The sequence below is a fragment of the Pseudomonas sp. EZ-C24 genome (genome assembly GCF_014525325.1).
Classification (GTDB): Bacteria; Pseudomonadota; Gammaproteobacteria; order Pseudomonadales; family Pseudomonadaceae; genus Aquipseudomonas; species Aquipseudomonas shirazensis.
Genome location: NZ_JACDIU010000014.1, coordinates 906,180 through 926,978, shown reverse-complemented (window position 1 = coordinate 926,978; position 20,799 = coordinate 906,180). Strand labels below are relative to the sequence as shown.

Annotated in this window: 37 protein-coding genes; 23 read left to right on the top strand and 14 right to left on the bottom strand. The window is 60.3% G+C overall.

What is annotated here, in order from left to right:
- Window positions 1-3 precede the first annotated feature (3 nt).
- The 9 genes from IDM28_RS13485 to IDM28_RS13445 all read right to left on the bottom strand — a co-directional run bounded on the left by IDM28_RS13485 (window position 4) and on the right by IDM28_RS13445 (window position 4,365).
- Window positions 4-567: a siphovirus Gp157 family protein gene (locus tag IDM28_RS13485; RefSeq protein ID WP_188036218.1), complete on the bottom strand. Its 564-nt coding sequence runs from the start codon at window positions 565-567 to the stop codon at window positions 4-6.
- Window positions 564-1,292: a hypothetical protein gene (locus IDM28_RS13480; protein WP_188036217.1), complete on the bottom strand. Its 729-nt coding sequence runs from the start codon at window positions 1,290-1,292 to the stop codon at window positions 564-566. The genes IDM28_RS13485 and IDM28_RS13480 overlap by 4 nt, the downstream gene beginning before the upstream one ends.
- Window positions 1,293-1,308: 16 nt before the next feature.
- Window positions 1,309-1,743 (bottom strand): hypothetical protein, encoded by a 435-nt coding sequence (locus IDM28_RS13475; RefSeq protein ID WP_188036216.1) that lies wholly within the window; start codon window positions 1,741-1,743, stop codon window positions 1,309-1,311.
- 525 nt (window positions 1,744-2,268) lie between these two features.
- Complete coding sequence (locus IDM28_RS13470) at window positions 2,269-2,490, bottom strand: hypothetical protein (protein WP_188036215.1); 222 nt, start codon at window positions 2,488-2,490, stop codon at window positions 2,269-2,271.
- Window positions 2,487-2,681: a hypothetical protein gene (locus IDM28_RS13465; RefSeq protein ID WP_188036214.1), complete on the bottom strand. Its 195-nt coding sequence runs from the start codon at window positions 2,679-2,681 to the stop codon at window positions 2,487-2,489. Before IDM28_RS13465 ends, IDM28_RS13470 begins: the two co-directional genes overlap by 4 nt.
- Window positions 2,678-3,094: a hypothetical protein gene (locus IDM28_RS13460; RefSeq protein WP_188036213.1), complete on the bottom strand. Its 417-nt coding sequence runs from the start codon at window positions 3,092-3,094 to the stop codon at window positions 2,678-2,680. The genes IDM28_RS13465 and IDM28_RS13460 overlap by 4 nt, the downstream gene beginning before the upstream one ends.
- A 20-nt stretch (window positions 3,095-3,114) precedes the next feature.
- Window positions 3,115-3,336, bottom strand: a complete 222-nt coding sequence (locus tag IDM28_RS13455; protein ID WP_188036212.1) for a DUF551 domain-containing protein — start codon at window positions 3,334-3,336, stop codon at window positions 3,115-3,117.
- Window positions 3,333-3,671 (bottom strand): hypothetical protein, encoded by a 339-nt coding sequence (locus IDM28_RS13450; RefSeq protein WP_188036211.1) that lies wholly within the window; start codon window positions 3,669-3,671, stop codon window positions 3,333-3,335. The genes IDM28_RS13455 and IDM28_RS13450 overlap by 4 nt, the downstream gene beginning before the upstream one ends.
- 487 nt (window positions 3,672-4,158) lie before the next feature.
- On the bottom strand, window positions 4,159-4,365 hold the full coding sequence (locus IDM28_RS13445) for a hypothetical protein (protein ID WP_188036210.1): 207 nt from the start codon (window positions 4,363-4,365) through the stop codon (window positions 4,159-4,161).
- 804 nt (window positions 4,366-5,169) lie between these two features.
- Here IDM28_RS13445 and IDM28_RS13440 point away from each other — a divergent pair.
- Window positions 5,170-5,493, top strand: a complete 324-nt coding sequence (locus tag IDM28_RS13440; RefSeq protein ID WP_188036209.1) for a DUF1654 domain-containing protein — start codon at window positions 5,170-5,172, stop codon at window positions 5,491-5,493.
- A gap of 51 nt (window positions 5,494-5,544) precedes the next feature.
- Here IDM28_RS13440 and IDM28_RS13435 read toward each other — a convergent pair whose 3' ends face one another.
- The 4 genes from IDM28_RS13435 to IDM28_RS13420 form a co-directional block, all read right to left on the bottom strand.
- Entirely contained in the window at window positions 5,545-6,072 is a 528-nt protein-coding gene (locus IDM28_RS13435; protein WP_188036208.1) for a hypothetical protein, read from the bottom strand.
- 144 nt (window positions 6,073-6,216) lie between these two features.
- Window positions 6,217-6,576, bottom strand: coding sequence for a hypothetical protein (locus tag IDM28_RS13430; RefSeq protein WP_188036207.1), 360 nt, complete (start codon window positions 6,574-6,576; stop codon window positions 6,217-6,219).
- A gap of 121 nt (window positions 6,577-6,697) precedes the next feature.
- Window positions 6,698-7,033 carry a hypothetical protein gene (locus IDM28_RS13425; protein WP_188036206.1) on the bottom strand — a complete coding sequence of 112 codons (336 nt, stop codon included), beginning with the start codon at window positions 7,031-7,033 and terminating at the stop codon, window positions 6,698-6,700.
- Between the two features lie 74 nt (window positions 7,034-7,107).
- Entirely contained in the window at window positions 7,108-7,932 is an 825-nt protein-coding gene (locus tag IDM28_RS13420; RefSeq protein ID WP_188036205.1) for an XRE family transcriptional regulator, read from the bottom strand.
- Between the two features lie 104 nt (window positions 7,933-8,036).
- Here IDM28_RS13420 and IDM28_RS13415 point away from each other — a divergent pair, with 104 nt between their 5' ends.
- From IDM28_RS13415 to IDM28_RS13345, 17 genes are all read left to right on the top strand, one after another.
- Window positions 8,037-8,252, top strand: coding sequence for a helix-turn-helix transcriptional regulator (locus IDM28_RS13415; protein ID WP_188036204.1), 216 nt, complete (start codon window positions 8,037-8,039; stop codon window positions 8,250-8,252).
- Window positions 8,253-8,282: 30 nt separating this feature from the next.
- The gene (locus IDM28_RS13410) at window positions 8,283-8,471 is read left to right on the top strand and encodes a hypothetical protein (RefSeq protein ID WP_188036203.1); all 189 of its coding nucleotides are present in this window, start codon (window positions 8,283-8,285) and stop codon (window positions 8,469-8,471) included.
- A gap of 18 nt (window positions 8,472-8,489) precedes the next feature.
- Entirely contained in the window at window positions 8,490-8,669 is a 180-nt protein-coding gene (locus IDM28_RS13405; protein ID WP_188036202.1) for a CopG family transcriptional regulator, read from the top strand.
- Between the two features lie 167 nt (window positions 8,670-8,836).
- Entirely contained in the window at window positions 8,837-9,565 is a 729-nt protein-coding gene (locus IDM28_RS13400) for a Rha family transcriptional regulator (protein ID WP_188036201.1), read from the top strand.
- Complete coding sequence (locus IDM28_RS13395; protein ID WP_188036200.1) at window positions 9,565-10,326, top strand: DnaT-like ssDNA-binding domain-containing protein; 762 nt, start codon at window positions 9,565-9,567, stop codon at window positions 10,324-10,326. Before IDM28_RS13400 ends, IDM28_RS13395 begins: the two co-directional genes overlap by 1 nt.
- Window positions 10,323-11,048: a replication protein P gene (locus IDM28_RS13390; protein WP_188036199.1), complete on the top strand. Its 726-nt coding sequence runs from the start codon at window positions 10,323-10,325 to the stop codon at window positions 11,046-11,048. The genes IDM28_RS13395 and IDM28_RS13390 overlap by 4 nt, the downstream gene beginning before the upstream one ends.
- Window positions 11,049-11,343: 295 nt before the next feature.
- On the top strand, window positions 11,344-11,550 hold the full coding sequence (locus tag IDM28_RS13385; protein WP_188036198.1) for a hypothetical protein: 207 nt from the start codon (window positions 11,344-11,346) through the stop codon (window positions 11,548-11,550).
- Complete coding sequence (locus IDM28_RS23890; RefSeq protein WP_262500090.1) at window positions 11,547-11,681, top strand: hypothetical protein; 135 nt, start codon at window positions 11,547-11,549, stop codon at window positions 11,679-11,681. The genes IDM28_RS13385 and IDM28_RS23890 overlap by 4 nt, the downstream gene beginning before the upstream one ends.
- Entirely contained in the window at window positions 11,678-12,340 is a 663-nt protein-coding gene (locus IDM28_RS13380) for a hypothetical protein (RefSeq protein WP_188036197.1), read from the top strand. The genes IDM28_RS23890 and IDM28_RS13380 overlap by 4 nt, the downstream gene beginning before the upstream one ends.
- Window positions 12,333-12,803, top strand: coding sequence for a hypothetical protein (locus IDM28_RS13375; protein WP_188036196.1), 471 nt, complete (start codon window positions 12,333-12,335; stop codon window positions 12,801-12,803). Before IDM28_RS13380 ends, IDM28_RS13375 begins: the two co-directional genes overlap by 8 nt.
- Window positions 12,800-13,102 (top strand): nuclease domain-containing protein, encoded by a 303-nt coding sequence (locus IDM28_RS13370; protein WP_188036195.1) that lies wholly within the window; start codon window positions 12,800-12,802, stop codon window positions 13,100-13,102. The genes IDM28_RS13375 and IDM28_RS13370 overlap by 4 nt, the downstream gene beginning before the upstream one ends.
- Complete coding sequence (locus IDM28_RS13365) at window positions 13,099-13,284, top strand: hypothetical protein (protein WP_188036194.1); 186 nt, start codon at window positions 13,099-13,101, stop codon at window positions 13,282-13,284. Before IDM28_RS13370 ends, IDM28_RS13365 begins: the two co-directional genes overlap by 4 nt.
- On the top strand, window positions 13,281-13,640 hold the full coding sequence (locus IDM28_RS13360; protein WP_188036193.1) for an endodeoxyribonuclease RusA: 360 nt from the start codon (window positions 13,281-13,283) through the stop codon (window positions 13,638-13,640). The genes IDM28_RS13365 and IDM28_RS13360 overlap by 4 nt, the downstream gene beginning before the upstream one ends.
- On the top strand, window positions 13,637-13,759 hold the full coding sequence (locus tag IDM28_RS23885; RefSeq protein WP_262500089.1) for a hypothetical protein: 123 nt from the start codon (window positions 13,637-13,639) through the stop codon (window positions 13,757-13,759). Before IDM28_RS13360 ends, IDM28_RS23885 begins: the two co-directional genes overlap by 4 nt.
- Window positions 13,756-14,301 (top strand): hypothetical protein, encoded by a 546-nt coding sequence (locus IDM28_RS13355; RefSeq protein WP_188036192.1) that lies wholly within the window; start codon window positions 13,756-13,758, stop codon window positions 14,299-14,301. The genes IDM28_RS23885 and IDM28_RS13355 overlap by 4 nt, the downstream gene beginning before the upstream one ends.
- Before the next feature lie 408 nt (window positions 14,302-14,709).
- A complete protein-coding gene (locus IDM28_RS13350; protein WP_054915223.1) occupies window positions 14,710-15,081 on the top strand; it encodes a hypothetical protein in 372 nt (123 codons plus the stop codon).
- On the top strand, window positions 15,081-15,398 hold the full coding sequence (locus IDM28_RS13345) for a hypothetical protein (RefSeq protein WP_188036191.1): 318 nt from the start codon (window positions 15,081-15,083) through the stop codon (window positions 15,396-15,398). Before IDM28_RS13350 ends, IDM28_RS13345 begins: the two co-directional genes overlap by 1 nt.
- On the opposite strand, the gene IDM28_RS13340 is transcribed toward IDM28_RS13345, so the two are convergent.
- Entirely contained in the window at window positions 15,379-15,801 is a 423-nt protein-coding gene (locus IDM28_RS13340; protein ID WP_188036190.1) for a hypothetical protein, read from the bottom strand. The genes IDM28_RS13345 and IDM28_RS13340 overlap by 20 nt on opposite strands.
- Window positions 15,802-15,892: 91 nt before the next feature.
- Here IDM28_RS13340 and IDM28_RS13335 point away from each other — a divergent pair, with 91 nt between their 5' ends.
- From IDM28_RS13335 to IDM28_RS13315, 5 genes are read left to right on the top strand one after another with little or no spacing between them, the layout of a single operon-like run.
- Complete coding sequence (locus IDM28_RS13335) at window positions 15,893-16,501, top strand: putative metallopeptidase (protein ID WP_188036189.1); 609 nt, start codon at window positions 15,893-15,895, stop codon at window positions 16,499-16,501.
- Between the two features lie 32 nt (window positions 16,502-16,533).
- A complete protein-coding gene (locus IDM28_RS13330; RefSeq protein WP_188036188.1) occupies window positions 16,534-16,995 on the top strand; it encodes a DUF2280 domain-containing protein in 462 nt (153 codons plus the stop codon).
- Window positions 16,982-18,283: a terminase large subunit domain-containing protein gene (locus IDM28_RS13325; protein WP_188036187.1), complete on the top strand. Its 1,302-nt coding sequence runs from the start codon at window positions 16,982-16,984 to the stop codon at window positions 18,281-18,283. Before IDM28_RS13330 ends, IDM28_RS13325 begins: the two co-directional genes overlap by 14 nt.
- 8 nt (window positions 18,284-18,291) lie before the next feature.
- A complete protein-coding gene (locus tag IDM28_RS13320; protein ID WP_188036186.1) occupies window positions 18,292-19,716 on the top strand; it encodes a DUF4055 domain-containing protein in 1,425 nt (474 codons plus the stop codon).
- Window positions 19,706-20,749 (top strand): minor capsid protein, encoded by a 1,044-nt coding sequence (locus IDM28_RS13315; RefSeq protein WP_188036185.1) that lies wholly within the window; start codon window positions 19,706-19,708, stop codon window positions 20,747-20,749. The genes IDM28_RS13320 and IDM28_RS13315 overlap by 11 nt, the downstream gene beginning before the upstream one ends.
- Window positions 20,750-20,799: the final 50 nt, after the last annotated feature.

The window sequence follows — 20,799 nt, the reverse complement described above, 5'->3', positions numbered from 1 at the left end:
GCCTCACTTGATTCGAATCGAGCTTTCGCCGCGCTCAAGGTGGGCCCAGGGCGCGTCAGGGATCAGTTCATGTTCGCAGTCTTCGCCGGCGGCCATGCGCTTGCGGACTGACTCGTTGTGCTCGCGGTCGGCCTTGAGCTTGGCGGCGATCGCGTTTTTGTCCGGCGCAATCTTGGTGCTGACCGAAGTCAGGTCATCGGGGACCGCCTCTTCGTTGTCGACGACCACTCTTTCCTTGCCGGCGGCAAGCGTGATGGTGAACAGAGGTCGCTTGATCGTCTTGATATTCGCTGCATCCATGTTGCGGCGAAGGTAGTCTGTAATCTGCGCGACGCTGTTCGCCTTGACGCGCTTGAGCTCAGATAGCCGGTCAATCTCGGATTCGATGGCGCCGATATCACCCTCGATGTTCCGGCGAAGCATGACGATGTTGTCGGCCTTCACTTCGAACTCGCCTTGGATTCCTGCCATCGTGTCTTGGATGGCCTGCACCAGGCTCTCGTCGTCGGTGTCGCACATGGCGGCGAGTTCAGCCATTTGGCCAGTGAGCGCGTATAGCTGAGTCATGCTGCGTTCTCCTGCGTGAATTTAGGCGAGAGGTCGACGAGCTCTTTAGCGATGCGGCGGACCCCGCTTTCGTCCTTGCGAGCGGTCAGCCGGCGGACTGCGTGGTCGTGAATCTTCTTCAGCTCTTGAGCCGATTGAGCGCCTTGCATGGTCTCGATCGTGCTCCTGATGTAGTCGAGCCGCTCTTGCTTCTGGCGCTCGATCTCGGCTTCTTTGTCCTCGGCTTGCTCGATCGCCTGCTCGGCCTGCAGCTGCTGGACGTAGTTCTGGTCGTCGAACATACCCAGGAACACGTCGGCGCTGAAGCCAAGCATCGACAGGGCCTTCTTGATAGCGTCGGTCAGCGACTTCTTCGGCGCCTCGCCGTCGGTCGTTGTTCCGTACTTCGACTTGTAGAGGTACTGAGTACATCCGTACTGCTCGATCTCTCCGCGCTTGCCGTCCAGCGCGAACCAGAAGGTGATCTTGACGGTGTGGTTCAGCTCATGGCCCAGGCTGACGCGCTTGTCGCCCTCGCCGCTGAACATCTCGGCGCCCTTGTCGAAGCGTTCCTCGACGACATTCCAGCCAAATCCGATGCCGGCCGGCCCGAACACCTCGGTGGCCTTCATGATCATGGCGGTGCCGTTGAGGCTGGTAATCTGCTGGCCGCCGACCTTGGCGTCCTTGGTGAATCGGGTGTCGGTCGTTTGGACCTTCTCCCAGATGCTCATGTTGTTGTTCATTTCAGGCTCCAGCAGCTTATGCCGTCAGCTTCTTGATAATGGCCTCGCCGACCTGAGTTTCGATCAGGTCGCGCAGGGCGCTATGGTCGTAGTCGGCGATGATGTCGCTGACGCGCTGGTGGATCATTGGCTTGAGGTCTTCAATCGCCTGCTGCATCTGCTGCCAGCCTTTGCTGGCCTCGCGATCCCAGGCGTTCGGCGGGCTGAACACCGTCGTCGATGACAGGTTGTTGATGACGCTGATGGCCTTGCCTTTCAGGGTGGCCACCATGTTGCCGTCGAAGTGCTGGTCGACGATCTCGCCAACCAGGTAGTAGGCGGAGTTGCTGATGATGCGCTCGAAGTCCTTCTGAGCATGGGCGGCTGCGGCAGCGCTGAAGGCATCGGTCACGATCCGACGCTTATCCGACTCGCTCAGGTAGTCGTCGACGTTGATGGTTAATTCGGACATTGGGATACACCTCGCGCCAGGCCGGCGCCGTCAGTTGGAATAGGGGAATGCCAGGTCACCCGGGCACGGAGGTACGCTCCAGGCCCTGGCTGCGGTGGATGGTTGCGCGCTCTCGCCGCTTACGCTCCCGAAGGGGTACGGTTATCCCCAATGGGGTCCGCCGTGCGCCGGATGTGTGATCAGGAAGTGATAGAGCCAGCCAGTGCGCTGGCGAGCATGAAGAAGGTGCAGGCGAAGAGGGCAGAGAAGGAGCCACGCCATATCACCAGGCGTCGGGCTCGCTGGTAGCGGGTCACAACTTCGCCCTCGCTTCGAGCCACTGGCGCTTTGTGCATACCACCCACAGGTTCGGCGAGAGTGATTTGTGATGTTCGCGCCAAGTGACATTTTTTCGCCACCATTTGTTCTTTGTGCCAATCCAGCGTGCGCAGCTGATGTAGGGCTCCGGCCAATCCTGAACATACTCAGCGCACCATCGGATGAACTGCCGTGCTCTATCGCTAGGAGCTGGATCGTGGGTGTGGCTCATGCCCGAACCTCATACCCGACAGTCCATTCACCGCAGAGGCAGGCGCGGCAGCTCCAGGCCTCGGGGTTCTCGATGAATGCCTCAGCAGCAGCGCGCTTGGCTTCGAACATGGTCGGCCCGGTGAACAGCATCAGCACACGACCGTCGGGCAATGCCTGGGCCTCGGGCAACTCGGCGATCTGCTCGTCGATGAGCGTCATCACGATTGGTGTAGTCACGCGACCTCCTTGCGCCCATCAACAATCTTGTTGAGGCGCCCGCAGTAGTGGTTGAACTCTTCGATGGTGATGCGCCCGTCGCTCAGCATTGCCGTCAGCTGATGAGAGATGATCATCGAGTAGCTGGTAGGCGTGCTGGGGTGGGTCATAGCATCCAGTTGCTGGTCGATCAGGACATGAGGGCTTCTCACTGCGCCTCCTCGGCCTGAGCCAGAACTCCTTCTTTCGCGAATGGAGCCAGCAGCTGGCGGGCGATCTCCTGCAAGGCAGTGTCCGGGTTGGGCACTGCCAAGAGTTCGTCGGCGGCCGCAGCGGCGTCGGTGGTGATCTTGCCGCGCGCCGCCAGCACCAAACGACCAAGCACCGAGCTGCTGATCCCCGACAATCCAAGCTGGCCCATCGCGAACCCATCAACCGCCTGAGCGAAGCGCTCGAACGTCACGCCCTGCTGCTGGCGGAGGCGGCGCTGGAACAGCACGTCACGCCGCGCCATCAGCTCAGCGATGCCGTCGTCGATCCACAGACGCTCAGCCTCGCTTTCATCACTCACCGCCGGCGGGAGGCGGTTGTCGTACTCAAACTGTGCTGCTCGAAGTGCGCCCATGGTCGCCTCCAGGTGGTGGGTTACTCGGTGGGTGGGTTGAGGTGTGGCTGCCAGTGCGTTACGCGGTGCTCGAAGCGCGAGCCATCGCCGTAACGCCAGTCGATGCCATTCCAGTAGAGGAAGCGGGCGCCGTTGAAGGCGCTCTGTGCTTTTCGTGCTGGCGTGTAGGCGATTACCCAGGCCTTTCCGCCACCCTTGAGCAGCTGAGGTAGCCTGTCGCTGCACTTGATCCAGCCGCTCATGGCTTCACCCGGGCCTTGGCGATAGCAGCCCGTACAACCTTGAGATACTGTCCGTTCACACCGATATAGCCAGATTGACTGCAAAGTCGTTCGACGCCTTCCAAGGCCTCCAGCAGATCGGGCGCAGCGGCGATCAGGCGTGCATTGGCCTTCCGCAGATCTCGGCCCAGTTCTGCGGGTCCGATTTCAGTGAACGTCACGCAGTCACCGCAGTCAGCGATCATCCAGCCGTCAGACGGGAGCGCTTTCACGCCATCGCCACTGTCGGCCCCGAGGCCGGTGAAAACCTCGGTTTCGTTCAGGACCTCCCAAGGTCCAGGGGTATGAGTCGTCATTTGTGAGCCTCGGTGGACAACCGCATTGGCCAGGTGCCAGGCGCGGGCGACCAAACCCACCGTGAAAGGTGGCCTGGCGCCTGCCGATGCGGTCGAATTGAAGGGAAGGGGATGCGGGGTGTATCGGGGGTGGCAATCCAGGCCGCGCCATTGATCGCCTCTCGGCTTGCGGAATCGAACCGCTCAGCGGGATTGCCACCTCCGATGCAGCCTGCGATGGGGAGCAGGGCATCGGGCCGGTTAACGTCAGGCTGACGGGTTGCGGTTGTTCATTTGGCGCGAGCCTCACTCATCCAGTCGTCCCGGCTGATTCGGCAATGAAGGGCCAGGCTCCACTGGCCGCTCTTTCGAGCCCGAACCAGCTCCCGGCTTTGATAGCGGGCGTGACGCACGCAGCCTTGCTTGGATACTCCAGTCATCTTTTTGCCCTCCAAGGCGGTTGATTTCCCGTCTGGCCCCGTCGCCAAGGCCAGCCAGTGAAATCTGGTCACGCATACATCTGCACCGTCACATAGCCGTTGCTGGCCACGACGTGCTCCCAGCGATTGAAGTAAACGATGCCGCCAAACTTGTTTATCGCGGCCTGCTTGACCTGCTGCACGACCGACTCAACAGGCTCGCCCTGGTCGGGAAGGGCAAGCCATTCCAAGCGCTTTCCGTTGCTGAGGTGATTTTCGATGTAGAACTGAGCCATACCTAATTCCTCCGGTGGATTCCCAAAGCACCCGGTCGCCCAGGTGCTTCAGTGAATCGTCAGGCACAAAAAAGCCCGCGATTTGCGGGCTAGAGAAAGCATTCGTAGGCCTACAGCCGGCCTGCGCGCTTCAGTATGTCGTGAGCTGCGATGACAGCAGCTTCACCCGAGTCCTCTGGCTTCCAAGGGGTCTGGGAGCCATATTCGAATTGTGCGTCTCGCTCATAGGCACGGTAGAAGTTCTCCAGGGCGTCCAGTATTTCCTTCTTGCTCGGCTTATCGCTGTTATTCACTGCTGGAACTCCTCGGTTTCAAGTTCGCATTTTACCCTCGATTTCCAATGCCGGCTCAGTGAACCGGCATCAGTAAATCTGTGGCGCCGCGACCCGCTACTGGCGTCGGTCTCTGGCTCAAATCTCGTTGTCATTCCAGCCGCGGGCCTTTCGGCTTGTCCTCCCGCTGGATAACTGGTCTTGGCGCTTTACGCTGCACGCCCGGGGCAGTTGCCACCCCTCTGAACCGTTGAGGCCGGTTCATCGCTGCCTTTGAATCTGGGCCGGTGGTGATCCGGCAAGGTGTGTCGCTAAAGAGCGGGTGAGCCGTGAGGGCCTCTGCAGGGCCGGGTGAGGCGCTGCGTGTTGATGTGAATATCACGCATCGTGTTTTTAAAGTCAACACGTTTTGTGATTTGTTTTATTGAGGCCGTGATGAGTCTTTTCCCTACGAAGCGGGTTCAAGTTTCACAAGGCGTGATGTATGCTCGATGGAATTGCTGGATGGATATACAGTAAAGGAGAGATGCTTATGTCCAAGCAAAAGAAGGCGGCAAGACAAGAGCGTGAGGAAATGACCGGCCTAGAGCGGCTGAGCCTGCGGGTATCGTCGATGATCAATCATCCGATTGCGCAGACACAGCGCTGGGTGACAATCCAACGGCTGCACACAGACGGAGAGGCTGAGTGGGAGGAGGTGATGGGGCTGCTGGTCGAAACGCCCGAGCTGGACCTGACCTTCAATGATGACGACAGCGTGACCGTTCGCTGGGAGCGACGCAGCGTTGAGGCGCGGGACGACTTCATCATTGAGCAGGACAGCGTGGAGGAAGTGGAGGAGACTACGCCTTTTTGATAGGCAGTAAAAAGCCCGCGATGGGCGGGCTTAAGGTTTTTGGAAATACGCCTAGCGTCCGTCGTCGTAAGAGAGTTCGCCGAAGATCGAGTGCCGTTCGTGGAGAATTCTCAGCACGTCAACCGCAGCGTCTTTCAGTTCGTAGGGGCCGATAATGATGATGGAGTCTGTCGACTTGTCGACCGGCAGGTCGTCTGCCTTCAATCTAGCTCGCGTTGATTCGTAATCATCGCCAGGTCGGCATGGCACGCGCACAGTCCAGCCCTCAGCCGGCATATGGCGTTCAACTGCTGCGACATCAGCCTGGCAGTGCTTGCACTTGATGGCGGCGTGCTTGATTGGCTCTGCACAGTAAGGGCAGGGGCGAGAATCTCGGGACTCCATAAGGCTGCTGATTTGCTGTGGCGTGATTTGCTTGCGACCACCGAAGATGATCATCATCAGGCCAGCCATGGCCATCAGGCCGCCTACGATCAGATAGTTCTGCTGCTGTGCCATCAGCCCGATGTTGTTTACCCTTCCGCCCATCCCCGTGGACACAGACACATCCATCGCCATTGCGCCGATTACGGCGATCATGCCGATTACCGCCGCGAATATCCCAAAGCCCCGCATGGGCATCCCTCCCAGATGATTGAGCCACCAATCCTACCACTCTGGCCCTGCGCTATCACGCTGGCATGAAAAAGCCCGCCGAGGCGGGCTGTAATCATTAAGGATTGATCATTTCTGAGATTGTTGAGCCTTCATTTGCTCAAGTAGCTGCCGGGTTTCGATGGATTGCTGTTTCATCTCTTGAATAGATGCTGATGTGTCTCGACCGGAGTCAAAATTGGCTACGCCATAACCCATTACCGCAATCACGATGCCGACAATGGCAATGACAGAAAGGATAGAGTTGAGGATTATCGTACCCTTGAGCCCACGCACACCGGCAAGATCCTTATCCAGCAGCTGCAGGCTATGGTTCATCTGGGTCAACCCGTCTGAAACCTTGCCCTCGAATTCCTTAAGGCGAGCATCAACCTTAAGCTGCTGGTTTTCAAGCCTAGCGTTCAGTTCTTCGCGAGTGATGTCGTTCATGCTGGGAGTATGCACCTCAGATGGACTGTTGTCAGCAGCGATCAACTTTGAACTCGCCGGCCTTGCGTACATGGGCCTAGCCTGCTCAAAGCCTGCTCTCACTTGATCGGGGGCATGAAACCTACTCACTGACATCACCGTTGAGACCGTCTAGATCTAGCTGTTCTGGCGCGGGATTACTATCCACCCAATCTCGAACAATTTTTGCCATGTGATGTCTAATAAAGCCGCAATTGTTGCAAAAAAGTACGAAACTGCTGGTGCTTTCTTCCTCAGGTCCGTCGAGGAGGGGAGTAATCGCTCGGAATGCGACATCGGTATCGGCCCGGCCAAACAGCGTCCATTCATTTTTGCCGCACGCCGCACATGTTGTGCTTGCTGTTTTCTCTTCAAGAAATCGGATGAAATCATCCATCTGAACTGAGAAACGCTCCCGATCGCTTTTAAGAGCAGACATTGATCAGTACCTATAAGAATTAGACGTCTCACAGCCTCGGCATGGCTGCTGGTTGCGCTTTTTTAAGAGAAAACCTAAACCAGATGCGCATTCCATACCAGTAACACCCTTGCTTGGATGTAGGTTTCATCCCGCCGGATCATCCGATCCTTGTGCTGAGGGTTGTCTGAAATCATTTCGAAATAGTCCTCGTCAGCGATTTGCAAGCGTTTGATGTACTCGTGCCCGCCCCAAGAGAAGTAGTAGATCCCGTCACCTACGAATTCGCGAATGCTCACGTCAACGATGAGCGGGTCGCGACTCTTGATCGTGGGCGCCATCGACTGGCCCCAGCCGGTGACTAGCTTCAGGTGGTAGTGCTCTTTGAATTCGACGCCCAGCTCGCGAAGGTGCTTGGGACTGACGCGCACGTCTTGCAGCATCTCCGGAAAGTCGTGTGTCACCTCACCGCCGCCCATCGCGCCACGCACGTCGTAGTGAGCGATCCACACCTCATCACCTACTAGGCCGGGCCGAGGAAAGTCGCCTGCCAATACTCTGGTAGCCCCCGAATCCACGTGAAGTCCAGGCTCTTCAGCGGCTGCGAGAAGCCGTTGCCTCGCTTCTTCTGGAATCCCTTTTCCGCTTTTAGCAAGCATCTGCTTGACCAAGTCAGCAGTAGATCGCCCAGGCGCGGGCTCAGCATCAGCAGCGGGGGCATTCAGAAGAAGCTCGGACTGGTCGACACCTAGCGCTACTGCTATGGAGGCGATATCAGCCAAGGTCGGCTCACGCGTGCCCGCCTCGTAGTTGCCTACACGCGATTGCGACTTCCAGCCACAGGCCTCCGCCAGTTGAGCTTGGGACATACCCGTCGATTTTCTCAGGCGCTTAATGCGCTGGCTCAATGATTCATTCATGCGCCGGATTTCATCACGAAACGAAATACCCGGCTTTCACTTATTGTGATTGCAATTAACACGATACGTGTTTTATCCTTCGGTCATCAATGGAGGAAAACCGTATGAACCAAGTCCGAACGATTCGCGAAAGGGCTGGCGTCACCCAGGCAGCGCTTCGACGTCAGCTCGGCTGGAACCAGTCCAGGCTGGCCAACTACGAATCCGGCCTAAGAAATCCAGGGCTTCAGGAGGCGCGCCAGATCGTTGAAGCGCTGAACAAGCTTGGCGCCACCTGCGCGCTGGACGACGCGTTTCCCCCGGCTCGAGCAGCCGCCTAACAACTTCCAATAGCAAGGAGCAATCCCCGCATGTACGCCAACCGCAATCACCTGCATGACCGCGAGATCAAGGTCAGGGTCGATGAGGACACGTTTGAACTGATTCAAGCGCTGGCCAAGTTCCACCGCACTCAGCGAGCCGTGCTTTGCCGGGAACTGCTCGAGGCTCAGCTGGCCGCCCTGTCCTCGGAGAATACCGGCGATCAGAACGTGGCCTGAAGGCCCGCAGGAGGCCCGATGCCTATCGAACAGATCGGCTTGGACCAGGAATTGACGAATCAGCTTGAGCAGGAAGCCAGGAGAAGGGGCGTCAGCCCTGAAGAACTCGCGGCAGAGCTGATCCGGAAAGAGCTGGCAAGCCGAACGAAGCCTCGCAACCCAAGAGGCAATGTGAAGCCGTTCCACGTCAGGTCCTGATAAGGCCCTGATGAGCCCTAATTGCGGGCACAAAAAAGCCGGGTTCGCGGCCCGGCCTTTTCAACTGCATATGACTGGAGTCGATTATGCATATACAGCCACCAGATGTACAGGGCCTCCAGAGGCCCGCGCCACAAAATGCAGCCAACGGTTTCGTGGCGCGCACGATGTCCTCCAAGGAGATTGCCAGCTTGACGGGTAAGCGCCATGACAACGTCAAGCGTGACATCGTTGCGATGCTCAAAGACCTCAAGGTTGATCCCCTCAGTTTTGAGGACATCTATCTCGACGGCAGAAACCGTGAGCAGTCGCAGTATCTGCTCGACCGTGAACACACCGATTGCCTCCTGACCGGATACAGCCCGGCACTGCGCATGAAGGTTATTCGCCGCTGGCGGGAGCTGGAAGGTCAGTCAGAAGTGCGCCAGGCCGTGACAGCCAGCGGCACGAAGGTGATTGGAGAGATCGCGATCATGGAGTGCTTCACCCGCCTGCTCAAGCCTGCTCCCTCCAGCCAGCTGGCGATGCTCACCAAAATTGCAGAGAACAACGGCCTCGACCCGCAGTTCCTGCCGAGCTACGCGATCGACTCGCCACCCGATGCTACGGGCGGCAGCTCAATGCCGACCATGGCGGTGACTGCACTGCTGAAGCGCCATGGCGTAAACAAGTCCGCCCCCTCGTTCAATCGCGCCCTGGCCGGGCTCGGCTTCTTGCAAGCCCGAACCCGCCAGAACAGCAAGCGCGAGCCCGTGTGCTTCTGGTCCGTGACTGATAAGGGCCTGCGCTATGGCAAGAACATCACCAGCCCCCAGTGCCCGCGAGAAACGCAGCCGCACTGGTACATCGATCGTTTCGAAGAACTCGTCGACCTGGTCGGCGTGGGAGCCAAGTAATGGCCGGAGACTGGATCAAGATGCGCGTAGATCTTCAGACGCATCCGAAAGTTTTCCGCATTGTGTCCGCATTGCGTGCGGACAGACTGCGGGTGATCGGCGGACTGCATGTCGCTTGGAGCATCTTTGACACCCATTCTGCTGATGGCGTACTGCATGGGTACACGGCAGATGCTATGGATGCGGTGATCGGCTGGCCCGGCTTCACCCAGGCCATGATTGATGTTGAATGGGCTGCCATCGATGACGACGGAAGCCTTGTAATGCCTCGCTTTGACGAGCACAACGGGGCCAGTGCAAAGCGCCGCGCCAACGATAGCGAGCGCAAAAGGGTCTCTCGAAAGTCCGATCCTGTCCGCAATCCGTCCGCAAGCGGTGCGGACAAAACGCGGACCAGAGAAGAGAAGAGAAGAGAAGATCAAAACCCTCTCTCTGCGCAGGAGGCTGTCGACCCTCGCATGCCCAGCGAGATGACCCTCGACTGGCAGCCGGCCACGAAGCTCCTGAAAACCTATGCGGTGCACTCCGGCGTTGCGCTTGACCTGTTCACCGAAGAAGTGCGCCGAGCATTCACGGCCCACTACGAACCGCGCGGCCAGGTGAACACCCAGGCCGAATGGGTGCAGATGCTGGTCAAGTGGGTGCTGAGCGACCGCAACCGCGCTGCCGCTTCGAACGTGAAGCAGTTCCCAGCGCGCCAGAGCAGTGAGCCTGACTTCGACAGCACTGCATGGGCCGAGAACCTGGTGGTGCGCCCATGAAATCAGCCAATCAACTGATGGCCGCTATGGCCAACCGTCCGCCCGAGCTGCACGGCGGTCCCGTGGTCGTGTCGCTGGAGACTGCCGAGGTGGTGAACGACCTGTTCCGCCGCCTGCGCGGGATCTTCCCGGCCTGGCGCCAAGCGTGGCCATCCACCGAGGCCCTGGCCGCAGCCAAGGAGGAGTGGATCAAGGAGTTCGCCTCCGAGGGTATTCGCACGCTTGAGCAGATCGAGTTCGGCATCGAGAAGTGCCGCAAGCTCAAGAAGCCCTTTGCGCCGAGCGTGGGCGAGTTCATCGCCATGTGCCAGCCGACGCCTGAGGACTTCGGCATGCCGGCGCCGGCCGACGCTTGGATCGAGGCGCTGATGGGCGTGTACAGCCACGAGGGCGTGAAGATCGCCGCCGTGGCCACGGGTCTGTTCGACCTGCGCTCCGCCCAGCAGAACGACAAGGGACTACTGGCTCGCTTTGATCGTGCCTACCAGATCGTCCTGCGCCGCGCTCAGGAAGGCGAACCGCTCGACGGCAAGATCGCCACGGGCATCGGCCACGACAGCCAGAAAAGCCTGCTGGAGCTCGCAGACGAGCACGCCAAGCAGAAGCAGGCCCGCCTGCTGGAGATTCAGCAGATCCCAACCACCGCCGCAGTCTGCCGTGCGCAGCTGATGGCCAAGTTGAACATCAAGCGCGCCGGGCAGCCGGCTGGGGAGGGGGTGTGAGCCTATTCCAGTGCTACGAATGTGGCTGCCGAGAGAACACGGCCTTGTGCAATTTCTGGTCACGCATGTGCGAAACCGACGATCCGAAGTGGAGGGGTGTACCCGCTAAACCATGGATGCTGTGCTCTGCTTGCGATCCGCGCAGTCGGCAGTGGCATGGAGAGTTTAAGCGTGAGTTTCTGCCGAAAGGCGAATTCGTGACAAACGCTCAAGGAAACCTGGCGCACAAAGACACCGGCCAGCTTTGCTCCGATTACCTATCCGAGATCGGCAAAGCCATGCAGGAGAATCACTGATGGACACCAACAAGATGCGCGACTCGGGCCGTGAGCAAGTCGACAAGGCCGTTCTGAATTACTACCGGAATCGAGTAGGCGCTTGCGCGCATTACTGCGCCACTGCCCTGAAGCTGGAAAGGGCGGAGATTAGCAAATCTCTGCAGCGACTCAAGCGCCGCGGCCTGATGGTGGCTGATGGCACCTACTGGAAGGTGGCCCCATGAAGCGCGTATGGACAATCCAAGTGCCAGGCTTCAGCCCATTCTCGATGGTGCTGATGGATGGGCCGCAGGACCAAGCAGGGGCGCTGCGTGAGGCGCAGTTGATCTGGCCGGCGTGTGAGGTGCAGCCATGACCATCGACAAAGCGAAGCTGAAGGCGCTGGCCGAGGCTGCGAACGCAGTGACGACCGACGTGAACATTACCATGGCCGTTGGCGCTGACCCTGTTGAGGTCAAAGCCGTTCAGGACTATCTCCAGATGGCCATGCCCCAGGCTGTCCTGGCCCTGCTCGCCGAGGTAGAGCGACTGGCCTCCAGCCGGAGCAAAAAAGAGCGAGAGCTTGAGCAAGAGCTCGAAGTCTGGCGGAACGGACCGTCCTGCTGGACTTGCGGCGACACTGGCGACGTGCACGACATCACCGGCGAGTGGCGCGGTGAGTGCGATTGCCTGACTGCTCAGCTTATCAGCGGCAATCAACAGCGCGACCAGCTCAAGGCTGAGAACGGGGCGCTGCACAAAGAGCTCGAAGGGAAAGCCCTGGTACCCGTTGAGCCGTCTGATGGCCTGCTCATGAGCATGGCGATCCGTAGCGACCATGCGCTGGGTTGCCCAGGCTATTACGACAAGAAGGTTCTTGGCAGGGCGAATAGCGGCGTCAGTCATGCCCGGATGCTTGAGTGCGCGCTGGGTGAAATGCGCAAGCTGCACGAGGAGGTGGTCGGCACTGGGTTTTACTCGCCAGAAAAGGACGCTGACTATGCGGCCATGGCCAAGGGGGCAGTCCATGGCTGAGAAGATCAGCGTCGACTGCCAGGCCAAGCTCTCCGAGGCCGTGACCATGCTCACCACCCTGTACCGCGACAAGAAGTTCGTCGTGGTCAGCATGCGCCCGGGCAAGGACCGCACCCTGGACCAGAACGCATTGTGGTTCGCGTTCTACAAGCGCATCTCCGAGATGACCCAGATCGGCGACCCATCGGACGCCCGCAAGTACTGCAAGCTGCACCACGGCGTGCAGATCCTGCTGAACGAGGATCAGGACTTCCAGTCGGCCTGGTACCGGGTCATGCGTCACCTGTCGTACGAGGAGAAGCTGGACATGATGGGCGACTGCAAGCTGTTCGGGCCGGACGGTATGCCGGTGACCAGCCTGTTCAACCGCGCGCAGGGCATCGCGTACACCGAGCGGGTGGTGGCGGACTTCTCTGCTCGCGGGGTGGTGTTTGGGGATCTGCTTAGGGAGAAGGCCGCATGAGGGTCGTATCGAAGAAGGTCCGCGACAGTGCCCGCGGCCAGGACTGCACAGTCCGCATCCCTGGCACCTGCAACTTCAACCCGGATACCACTGTGCTGGCCCACCTGCCATGCGGGCAAAAGGGCATGGGCATGAAGGGCTTCGACACGGTGGCGGTATACGCCTGCAGCGCCTGCCACGACGTGCTCGACGGGCGCGGCAAGGGCGAGGTGGACTGGTCCGATATGCCCCGGGCGATCGCCGAGACGCATGAGGCCCTGATTCGGGCTGGCATTCTGACTGTGAAGGGGGCCGCATGAGCAAGACAGCACAACGTAAGCGCCAAGCCTACGAGGAAGGCTTACGCGATGGTCGAAACTGCAATGGCTTCAAGTACCTGCGTCACCCATTCATGGAGGATTACCGCAAGGGCTGGCTGGAGGGGACCTCATACCTTCAGCCGAAAACGGTACTCCAGCGGTTCCGCGAGGTGTTCGCATGATGGAGTTGACACTGCCATGGCCGCCGGCCGCATGCAGCCCAAATGCCCGCGTGCATTGGACCAAGAAGAGCAGGGCGGCCAAGTCCTACCGGGCAGCCTGCCACCTGCTGGCGAGGCAGGCGGGCATCACCGCGCCAGAAGGTGAGGCGCTGCTCATGCTCGAGTTCGTGCCGCCCGATCGGCGCCGGCGTGACGACGACAACCTGCTGACGATGTTCAAAGCGGGCCGTGACGGCCTGGCTGATGCCCTGGGCATCGACGACAACGTGTTCGCCACCCAGATCAGGGTGAGCAAGGAAACGACCAAGGGCGGCGCCGTGCGCGTCCGCATAGAGCCACGATGGGGGGCAGCATGAACTGGACACCAACCGACACCGGCCAGCTCCTGCTGCTGGTCATGGCCCTGATTGGGGCCTACTGCCTCGTTCGCGGGATGCTGATCTCGAACCGCCTGAAAAAGGAGAAGGGCCTGTGAATTATCAGAACGTGGTATCAGCGGTAGTTCGCGCCCTGGCGGCTGAGACGATCAACAGCGCCGGGGGATGCGATTTCGAGCCGAAGGTGCAGGCCGCGAAGCAGAAGGGCGCCATTGTGGGCAAGGAGGCGGCATTCCTGGTCGACTGCATGGTGTTCAGCCGGCTGCACAAAAACCTCACACCGGAGCACTGGCGGCACCTGGTGGCCAAGTACTCGACACACGTCGACCGCAAGCACGCGGCGATCGAGGAGATCACCCGCACACATCGCTCGCCGGCACCGGAGCGGTTCCGCCACTGCGCCATCCTGACATGGGCCATGCCCAAACTGCCTGGTGTAGATGGGAAGCGCAGCACCAGAGTGCTCCCTGAGGCGTGGTATGACATGGACAATTGGAGCAACGAGCCTCACCCGATCAAGACTCAAGAGCGCTGGCGGCGTGACATCCGCAAGGTGCTGGAGGGCGCCGTGAACGAGGCTTTGACCGAAGCTCAGCACATTCTCGACCATGAAGGCCTTTTGGTGGCAAATGTCGCTTGACGACGAGTGAGCCAATGAGCCAATATCCACCCATCCTGTCATTCCTGCGCGTTTAGGAGTGACCAAAGCCTTCGGGGGAAGACTGGTTCGATTCCAGTGGCTATGCCGGCTATCCGGATGGCGTTTTTGTTTGCTCTGGCTGTAGGCGTACTTACAGTTCCTCAAATGGATTCGCTGATCGCAGCAGCAATGTCTGCGAAGGAGGTTAGCTTTATGATGAAAGGCATTTTGGACATGGTTGTTTCGGCAAGTTCTGTCAGTTTGTCCGCCGTCTGGTGTAGCTGCGTTGCTGCTGGTGCGCTTCCTCTTTCCATTCGAGCCTAGCGGCTCACAGAAACCCGGCCTCAGTGCCGGGTTTTTTATTGCCCGCAATAGGGCCTCAAGAGTCCCGTACGGGGCGGAGCAAATATGGACCCAACCGATCTTGGCCCAGGCACAGCTACCTGGCTGGGCGGAACGGGCACCGTATTGCTGGGTGGATTCCTCTGGCTGCGCAAGTTCCTCTCCAAGGATGCAGCTGACCGCGCAATGGATAACGCCGACATTGGCACCGTGCGCCGCCTGAACGAACTGCTCGACTCTGAACGTGAGGCCCGCAAGCTTGCCGAGGCCCGTGCCGATCAGTTCGCCAAAGAGCGCAATGACCTGGCCGCAACCGTCGGCCGCATGGAAGGGAAGATCGAAGCCCTGACCAGTCAGGTCGCCAACCTCACAGAGCGGGTGACGCTGCAAAGCGACGAGATCGCCCGTCTGCGCATCAAGCTGGGAGGTACTACCTGATGGACAAGTGCGCAATCCAATTCATGGCTCGCCATTGGTGGCGCCGGGTAGAGGTGTGGTTCATCGCGATGCTGCTGGTCACTGGCGGGGTGTTCTTCGGCTTCCAGCTCGGACAGTGGGCGCTGGCAGATTCCTACCGCCAGCAGGTGGCCGAGATCCGCGCCGCCTACGACGAGGCCACGCTGCAGCGTGACCAACGCCTGGATGAGCTGACCCGAAAGACCAGGACGGCAGCCGACAAGGCGACCAAGGCAGCGACCACGGCTACCAAGGCGGCCGACAAGGCTGATGAGGCCCTCAATCGGGTATCGCCGTAACCTCGCCGTTCTGACCATTCCTGCGAGCGCGGCACTCGGTCACGGCGAGCATGATCGCTGCAGTCAATCCCGGCATGAGAAATGTGAATAGGATCGTGAGATCCCAGCTCATTGCCGCGCTGCATGGGAAGGCCCAGAAAGTGGCGACAATGACTGACGCGATAACTCGCCAGTCACGTGGGTGCCTGGGCTTGCTCGCCATTGCGGCTGCATAGGCTTTCCAGCACCCCCATAGGCTCGGTACAGAGATGGCGATTATCGTCACTGGCAAGGCAAGCTTATCCATATAGACGATGGCTATGACCAAATAGATTAGTCCCCAGAGGAAGATCAATGTCACTGGAGCGATTCCGGCGAGCGCACCAAGCGTGAGGGCAATACGAATCTTGGTAAGTCTGGTCATCCCGATCCCTGTGGGGTAATTCATTCGCGGATAGGATAATTCCACCGCGCCACGAAATCGACATGCGCCGTTTTGTGGCGCGGGAGTAGCTATGAGCAGACCGATGCCACCGGCCGACCTGCTCGAGTCGCTATGGCTCACCCTGCAACCTGCCCCTGATGTATGGGAGTGGATACAGGCAGAGATCCTCGCCACCACCGGTGGTATCCACAACGAAGAGCACGCTCACCTCATCGACGCGAATGTAGGCGTGCTGTGGGCGTCGTCTGCATTCGCGAAGAAGGGTAGGACGGTGCTAGGCCAAGCCGAGCAGCTGATGATCCGGGCGGGCGGTTGGCAGAAGGCACGCCAAGAGCAGCAGATGCGCGACTGGTTCGGCGAAGAGCCTGAGTTCCTGATCACCCTTGCCGCTGACTACTGCGCCCAGTGCACCGAGGCCGAGTTCTGCGCCCTGGTCGAACACGAGCTCTACCACATCGCGCACAAGCTCGATAAGTACGGTGCCCCGGCATTCACCCAAGACGGTCTGCCCAAGCTTGAGATGCGGGGTCACGATGTCGAGGAGTTCGTCGGCGTGGTGAGGCGCTACGGTGCAAGCCCTGACGTACAGCAACTGATTGACGCTGCAAGCCGGCCGCCTGAGGTGGCCAAGATCAACATTTCGAGGGCCTGCGGAACCTGTCTGCTCAAGTCGGCCTGACGCTAGACAGGCATTAGACGGAATCCCAACCTATGGCAGCCCTGAGCAACGAGGTGAAGGCCTTTATCGTTCAGGCGTTAGCCTGCTTCGATACCCCCACCCAGGTGGCAGAGGCCGTCAAGCGTGAATTCAACATCGATGTGACCCGCCAGCAGGTGGAGACGCACGATCCTACAAAGCGCTGCAGCAAGACCCTGGCCAGGCGCTGGGTGACGCTATTCGAAGACACTCGAGCGCGATTCCGCGAAGAGACAGCCGAGATCCCCATCGCGAACCGGGCCTACCGGCTCCGCACGCTGGGCAGGCTGGCCGAAAAGGTCGAAGGCATGCGCAACTACGGGCTGACCCTCCAAATCCTTGAGCAGGCCGCCAAGGAAGTCGGCGACGTCTACGTGAATCGCCAGACCAAGAACGAGAACCCCCACGACAACGTGCCGCCGACCCGGGTGCAGGTCGACGTGGTGGACGCGAGGAAGCCTGATGCCGTCTCTTAACGTGCCGCAGGCCAACTTCCTCCGGATGGAGAACAAGTTCCGTGGCTTCGTGGCCGGCTTCGGCTCGGGCAAGACCTGGGTAGGCTGCGCTGCGCTGTGCAAGCACGTGTGGGAGTGGCCCCGGATCGATTCCGGCTACTTCGCGCCGACGTACCCGCAGATTCGCGACATCTTCTTCCCGACGATCGAGGAGGTCGCATTCGACTGGGGCCTGAAGGTCAAGACGAAGGAGAGCGACAAGGAGGTCGAGTTCTACAGCGGGGGCCAGTACCGCAGCACGACCATCTGCCGCTCGATGGAGAAGCCGCAGACCATCGTGGGCTTCAAGATCGGGCACGCCCTGGTCGACGAGCTCGATGTTCTGCCCGCGCTGAAGGCCGAGCACGCCTGGCGCAAGATCATTGCCCGGATGCGCTACAACGTGCCCGGGCTGAAGAACGGCGTAGACGTGACCACCACCCCTGAGGGGTTCAAGTTCGTCTATCAGCAGTTCGTGAAACAGCTGCGCGAGAAGCCCGCATTGCAGGGCATGTACGGCCTGGTTCAGGCGAGCACGTTCGACAACGAGCTGAACCTGCCCCCGGACTACATCCCATCGCTGATGGAGTCGTATCCGGCCCAGCTGATCCTGGCCTACCTGAATGGCCAGTTCGTCAACCTGAATGCCGGCTCGATCTACCACGCATATGACCGCAAGCTGAACTCTTGCTTCGACACGGTCGAGGCGGGTGAGCCGCTGTTCATCGGCATGGACTTCAACGTCGGCAAGATGGCGGCCATCACACACGTCAAGCGGCCCGACGGCAAGCCCAGAGCGGTGGACGAGCTGATCGACGGCTTCGACACCCCGGACATGATCCGGCGCATCAAGGAGCGGTACTGGCGGCACAACGGCCGCGACTACGAGAAGACCTGCGAGATCAGGATCTATCCCGACGCCTCTGGCGGGTCGCGAAAGTCGGTGAACGCCAGCGAGACAGACATCGCCATCTTGCGCCAGGCCGGCTTCAGCGTGATCGCGCCCGACGCCAACCCGCCTGTGAAAGACCGCATCAACGCCATGAACGCCATGTTCTGCAACGCGAATGGCGAACGCCGCTACCTGGTCAACCCGCTGCGCTGCCCGACCTATGCGGACGGCCTGGAGCAGCAGGTGTGGGCCCCCAGTGGCGAGCCTGACAAGAAGTCCGGCGTCGACCACGCGAACGACGCTGGCGGCTACTTCATCCACCACGACTACCCGATCAGCAGGCCGGTCACTCATGTGCCGATCTCGTTCACTTTCTGAGGCCACCCATGCCGAACTTCACTCCCCGGGCAGAGTACTCGGAGGCCTTGCCCGGCTGGCAGCTGGTCAAGCGCTGCGTGGCGGGCGCCCGCGAGGTGCGCAAGCACGATATCTATTTGCCGATGCCGGACCCGGAGAACAAGTCTCCCGAGAACCAGGCGCGGTACAAGCAGTACAAGAAGCGGGCGATGTTCCTGAATATCACCGGGCGCACGCGTACCGGCCTGCTGGGAGCCGTCTTCCGCAAGACAGCCGAGCTGGAGCTTCCCGCCGGGGTCGAGTACCTCAAAGAAAACGCCAGCGGCGATGGCGCGAGCCTGGAGCAGCTGTCCAAGGACGCCGTGGGCGAATGCCTGGACGCCGGTCGCGGCGGGTTCCTCGTGGACTTCCCTGCGGTTGAGGGCGTGTCCTCGATGGCTGACATGCAGGGCCGCAGCGCGCTGATTCACCACTACGGCGCCGAGTCGATCATCGACTGGGACGAGCAGGTGGTCGATGGCGTGAAGCGCCTGGTCTATGTCTGCCTGCTGGAGTGCGTGTCGGTGTTCAGCCCGGACAGCCTGGAGCGCACAACTAGCACCCAATACCGCGTTTTACTGCTGGTTGATGGTCGCTATGTGCAGCGCGTCTACGCCGAAGACGGCAACAGCTACAGCGAGGCCGCGCCGCTCGACAAGAATGGCCGCCCCTTCGACCACATCCTGTTCAGCTTCTACGGCGCCCAGAACAACGACGCCAGCATCGACAAGTCGCCGCTGGAAGACCTGGCCGACGTGAACATCCTCCACTACGGCAACAGCGCCACGGTGGAGGAGAGCGGCTTCATCAGCAGCCAGCCCACGCTGTTCATCACCACTGATATCAGCGCCGACGAGTTCGCCAAGGTGAACCCGAACGGCATGCACATCGGCTCTACCCGCGGCTACAACCTCGGCAAGAGCGGCACTGCGACCCTGGTCCAGGCAACCGAAAGCCAACTGGCTCGCACGCTGCTGAAGGACAAGGAAGAGCAGATGCTGATGATCGGCGCACGCATCGTGCAGAAAGCGGGCGGCGCCGAGACGGCTGAGGCGGTTCGTATCCGCTACAGCTCGGACAACAGCGTGCTGGGCACCATCGCCGGCAACGTGTCCGAGGCCCTGAAACGGGCGATTCTGGACGCTGAGCGATTCATGATGGGCGACCCGGACGAAGCCGGTACCGTCTTCTGGCTCAACCAATCGTTCTTCGACGAAACGATGACCGCTCAGGACATCCTGGCCCAGGTGCAGCTCTGGCAGCAGGGCCTGATCGCCAAGTCGGACCTGCGCACCAACCTGCGCCAGGGCGGTGTGCTCGAGGCAGACCGCAGCGACGAGAAGATCGACGAAGAGATCGCTCAGCAGCCGCCGGTGACCGGCAACGACACCGGAGATGGCGGCGATGAGCAGTGACGGCTACCTGTCCGACGCAGCGACTCGCCACCAGGTGCACGTGCAGCGCTACGCCGGGGGAAGCCTCAAGCGCCTGGCCAAGTTCATCACCAAGGCCATTGGCACCGCCAAATCGCGCGTATCAGAAGGATTGAGCCGGTACGGCACCCAACGGTACGAGAAGCAGATCAAAGAGCTACAGAGCGAACTGGCGGGCGTCTACGGCGCGATGAAGCAGCAGGCCGTTCTCGACCTGGCCGAATTCGGCGGCTATGAGGCTGAGTTCAACATGACGCTGCTGGGCAAGGTCGTGAAGACGGTCGTCCAGCTGAACAGGTCGAGCATTGAGCAGGTAGCCGCGGCTGCACTGGCCGATCCGCTAGATCTGGAGGTCGGCAAGGGTCGCCAGCGCATCAGCATCGCCGGCGCGCTCGACCAGTACAGCACTAAGAAGAGCGCTGAGATCATCAGCGAGATTCGCATGGGGTCGGCACTGGGTGAGACGAACGGCCAGATCACCCGGCGGCTCACCTCGCTCGGCGTTCAGCAGCGGGACCAGGCCGCATCGCTGGTCAGGACCATGACCAACCACATCGCCAGTTCGGCGCGGGCCCAGGTAATGGCCGACAACGACGACATCCTCAAGGGAAAGCGCCGGGTTGCCACACTGGACGGCAGGACCACGCCGCTCTGCCGGGCCCTGGACGGCACAGTGGTGCCCATGACCGCGCCGTCACCGCCATTCCACTGGAACTGTCGGACCGCCGAGATACCAGTCCTAAAGGATGAGTTTGCCCGGGATATTCCTGGCTCGACTCGCCCGGCGGTAGGCCCCGATGGCGCCGAGCAGGTCAGCAGCAAGACCACCTACGGGGAATGGCTCGCACGCCAGCCTGCAGCGTTCCAGCAGGATGTGCTCGGCCCGGCTCGCTACAAGCTGTTCAGCAAGGGCGAGTTGACCATCGACCGGTTCGTCGACGACGACGGCCGGACCCTGACCCTCAAGCAACTGCGCGAGCGTGAGCCGATGGCTTTTGAGAGGGCCGGACTATGACGCCTCCAATGTTAATCCTACCGCTATCACTGCTTTGGCCTGAGAGGACC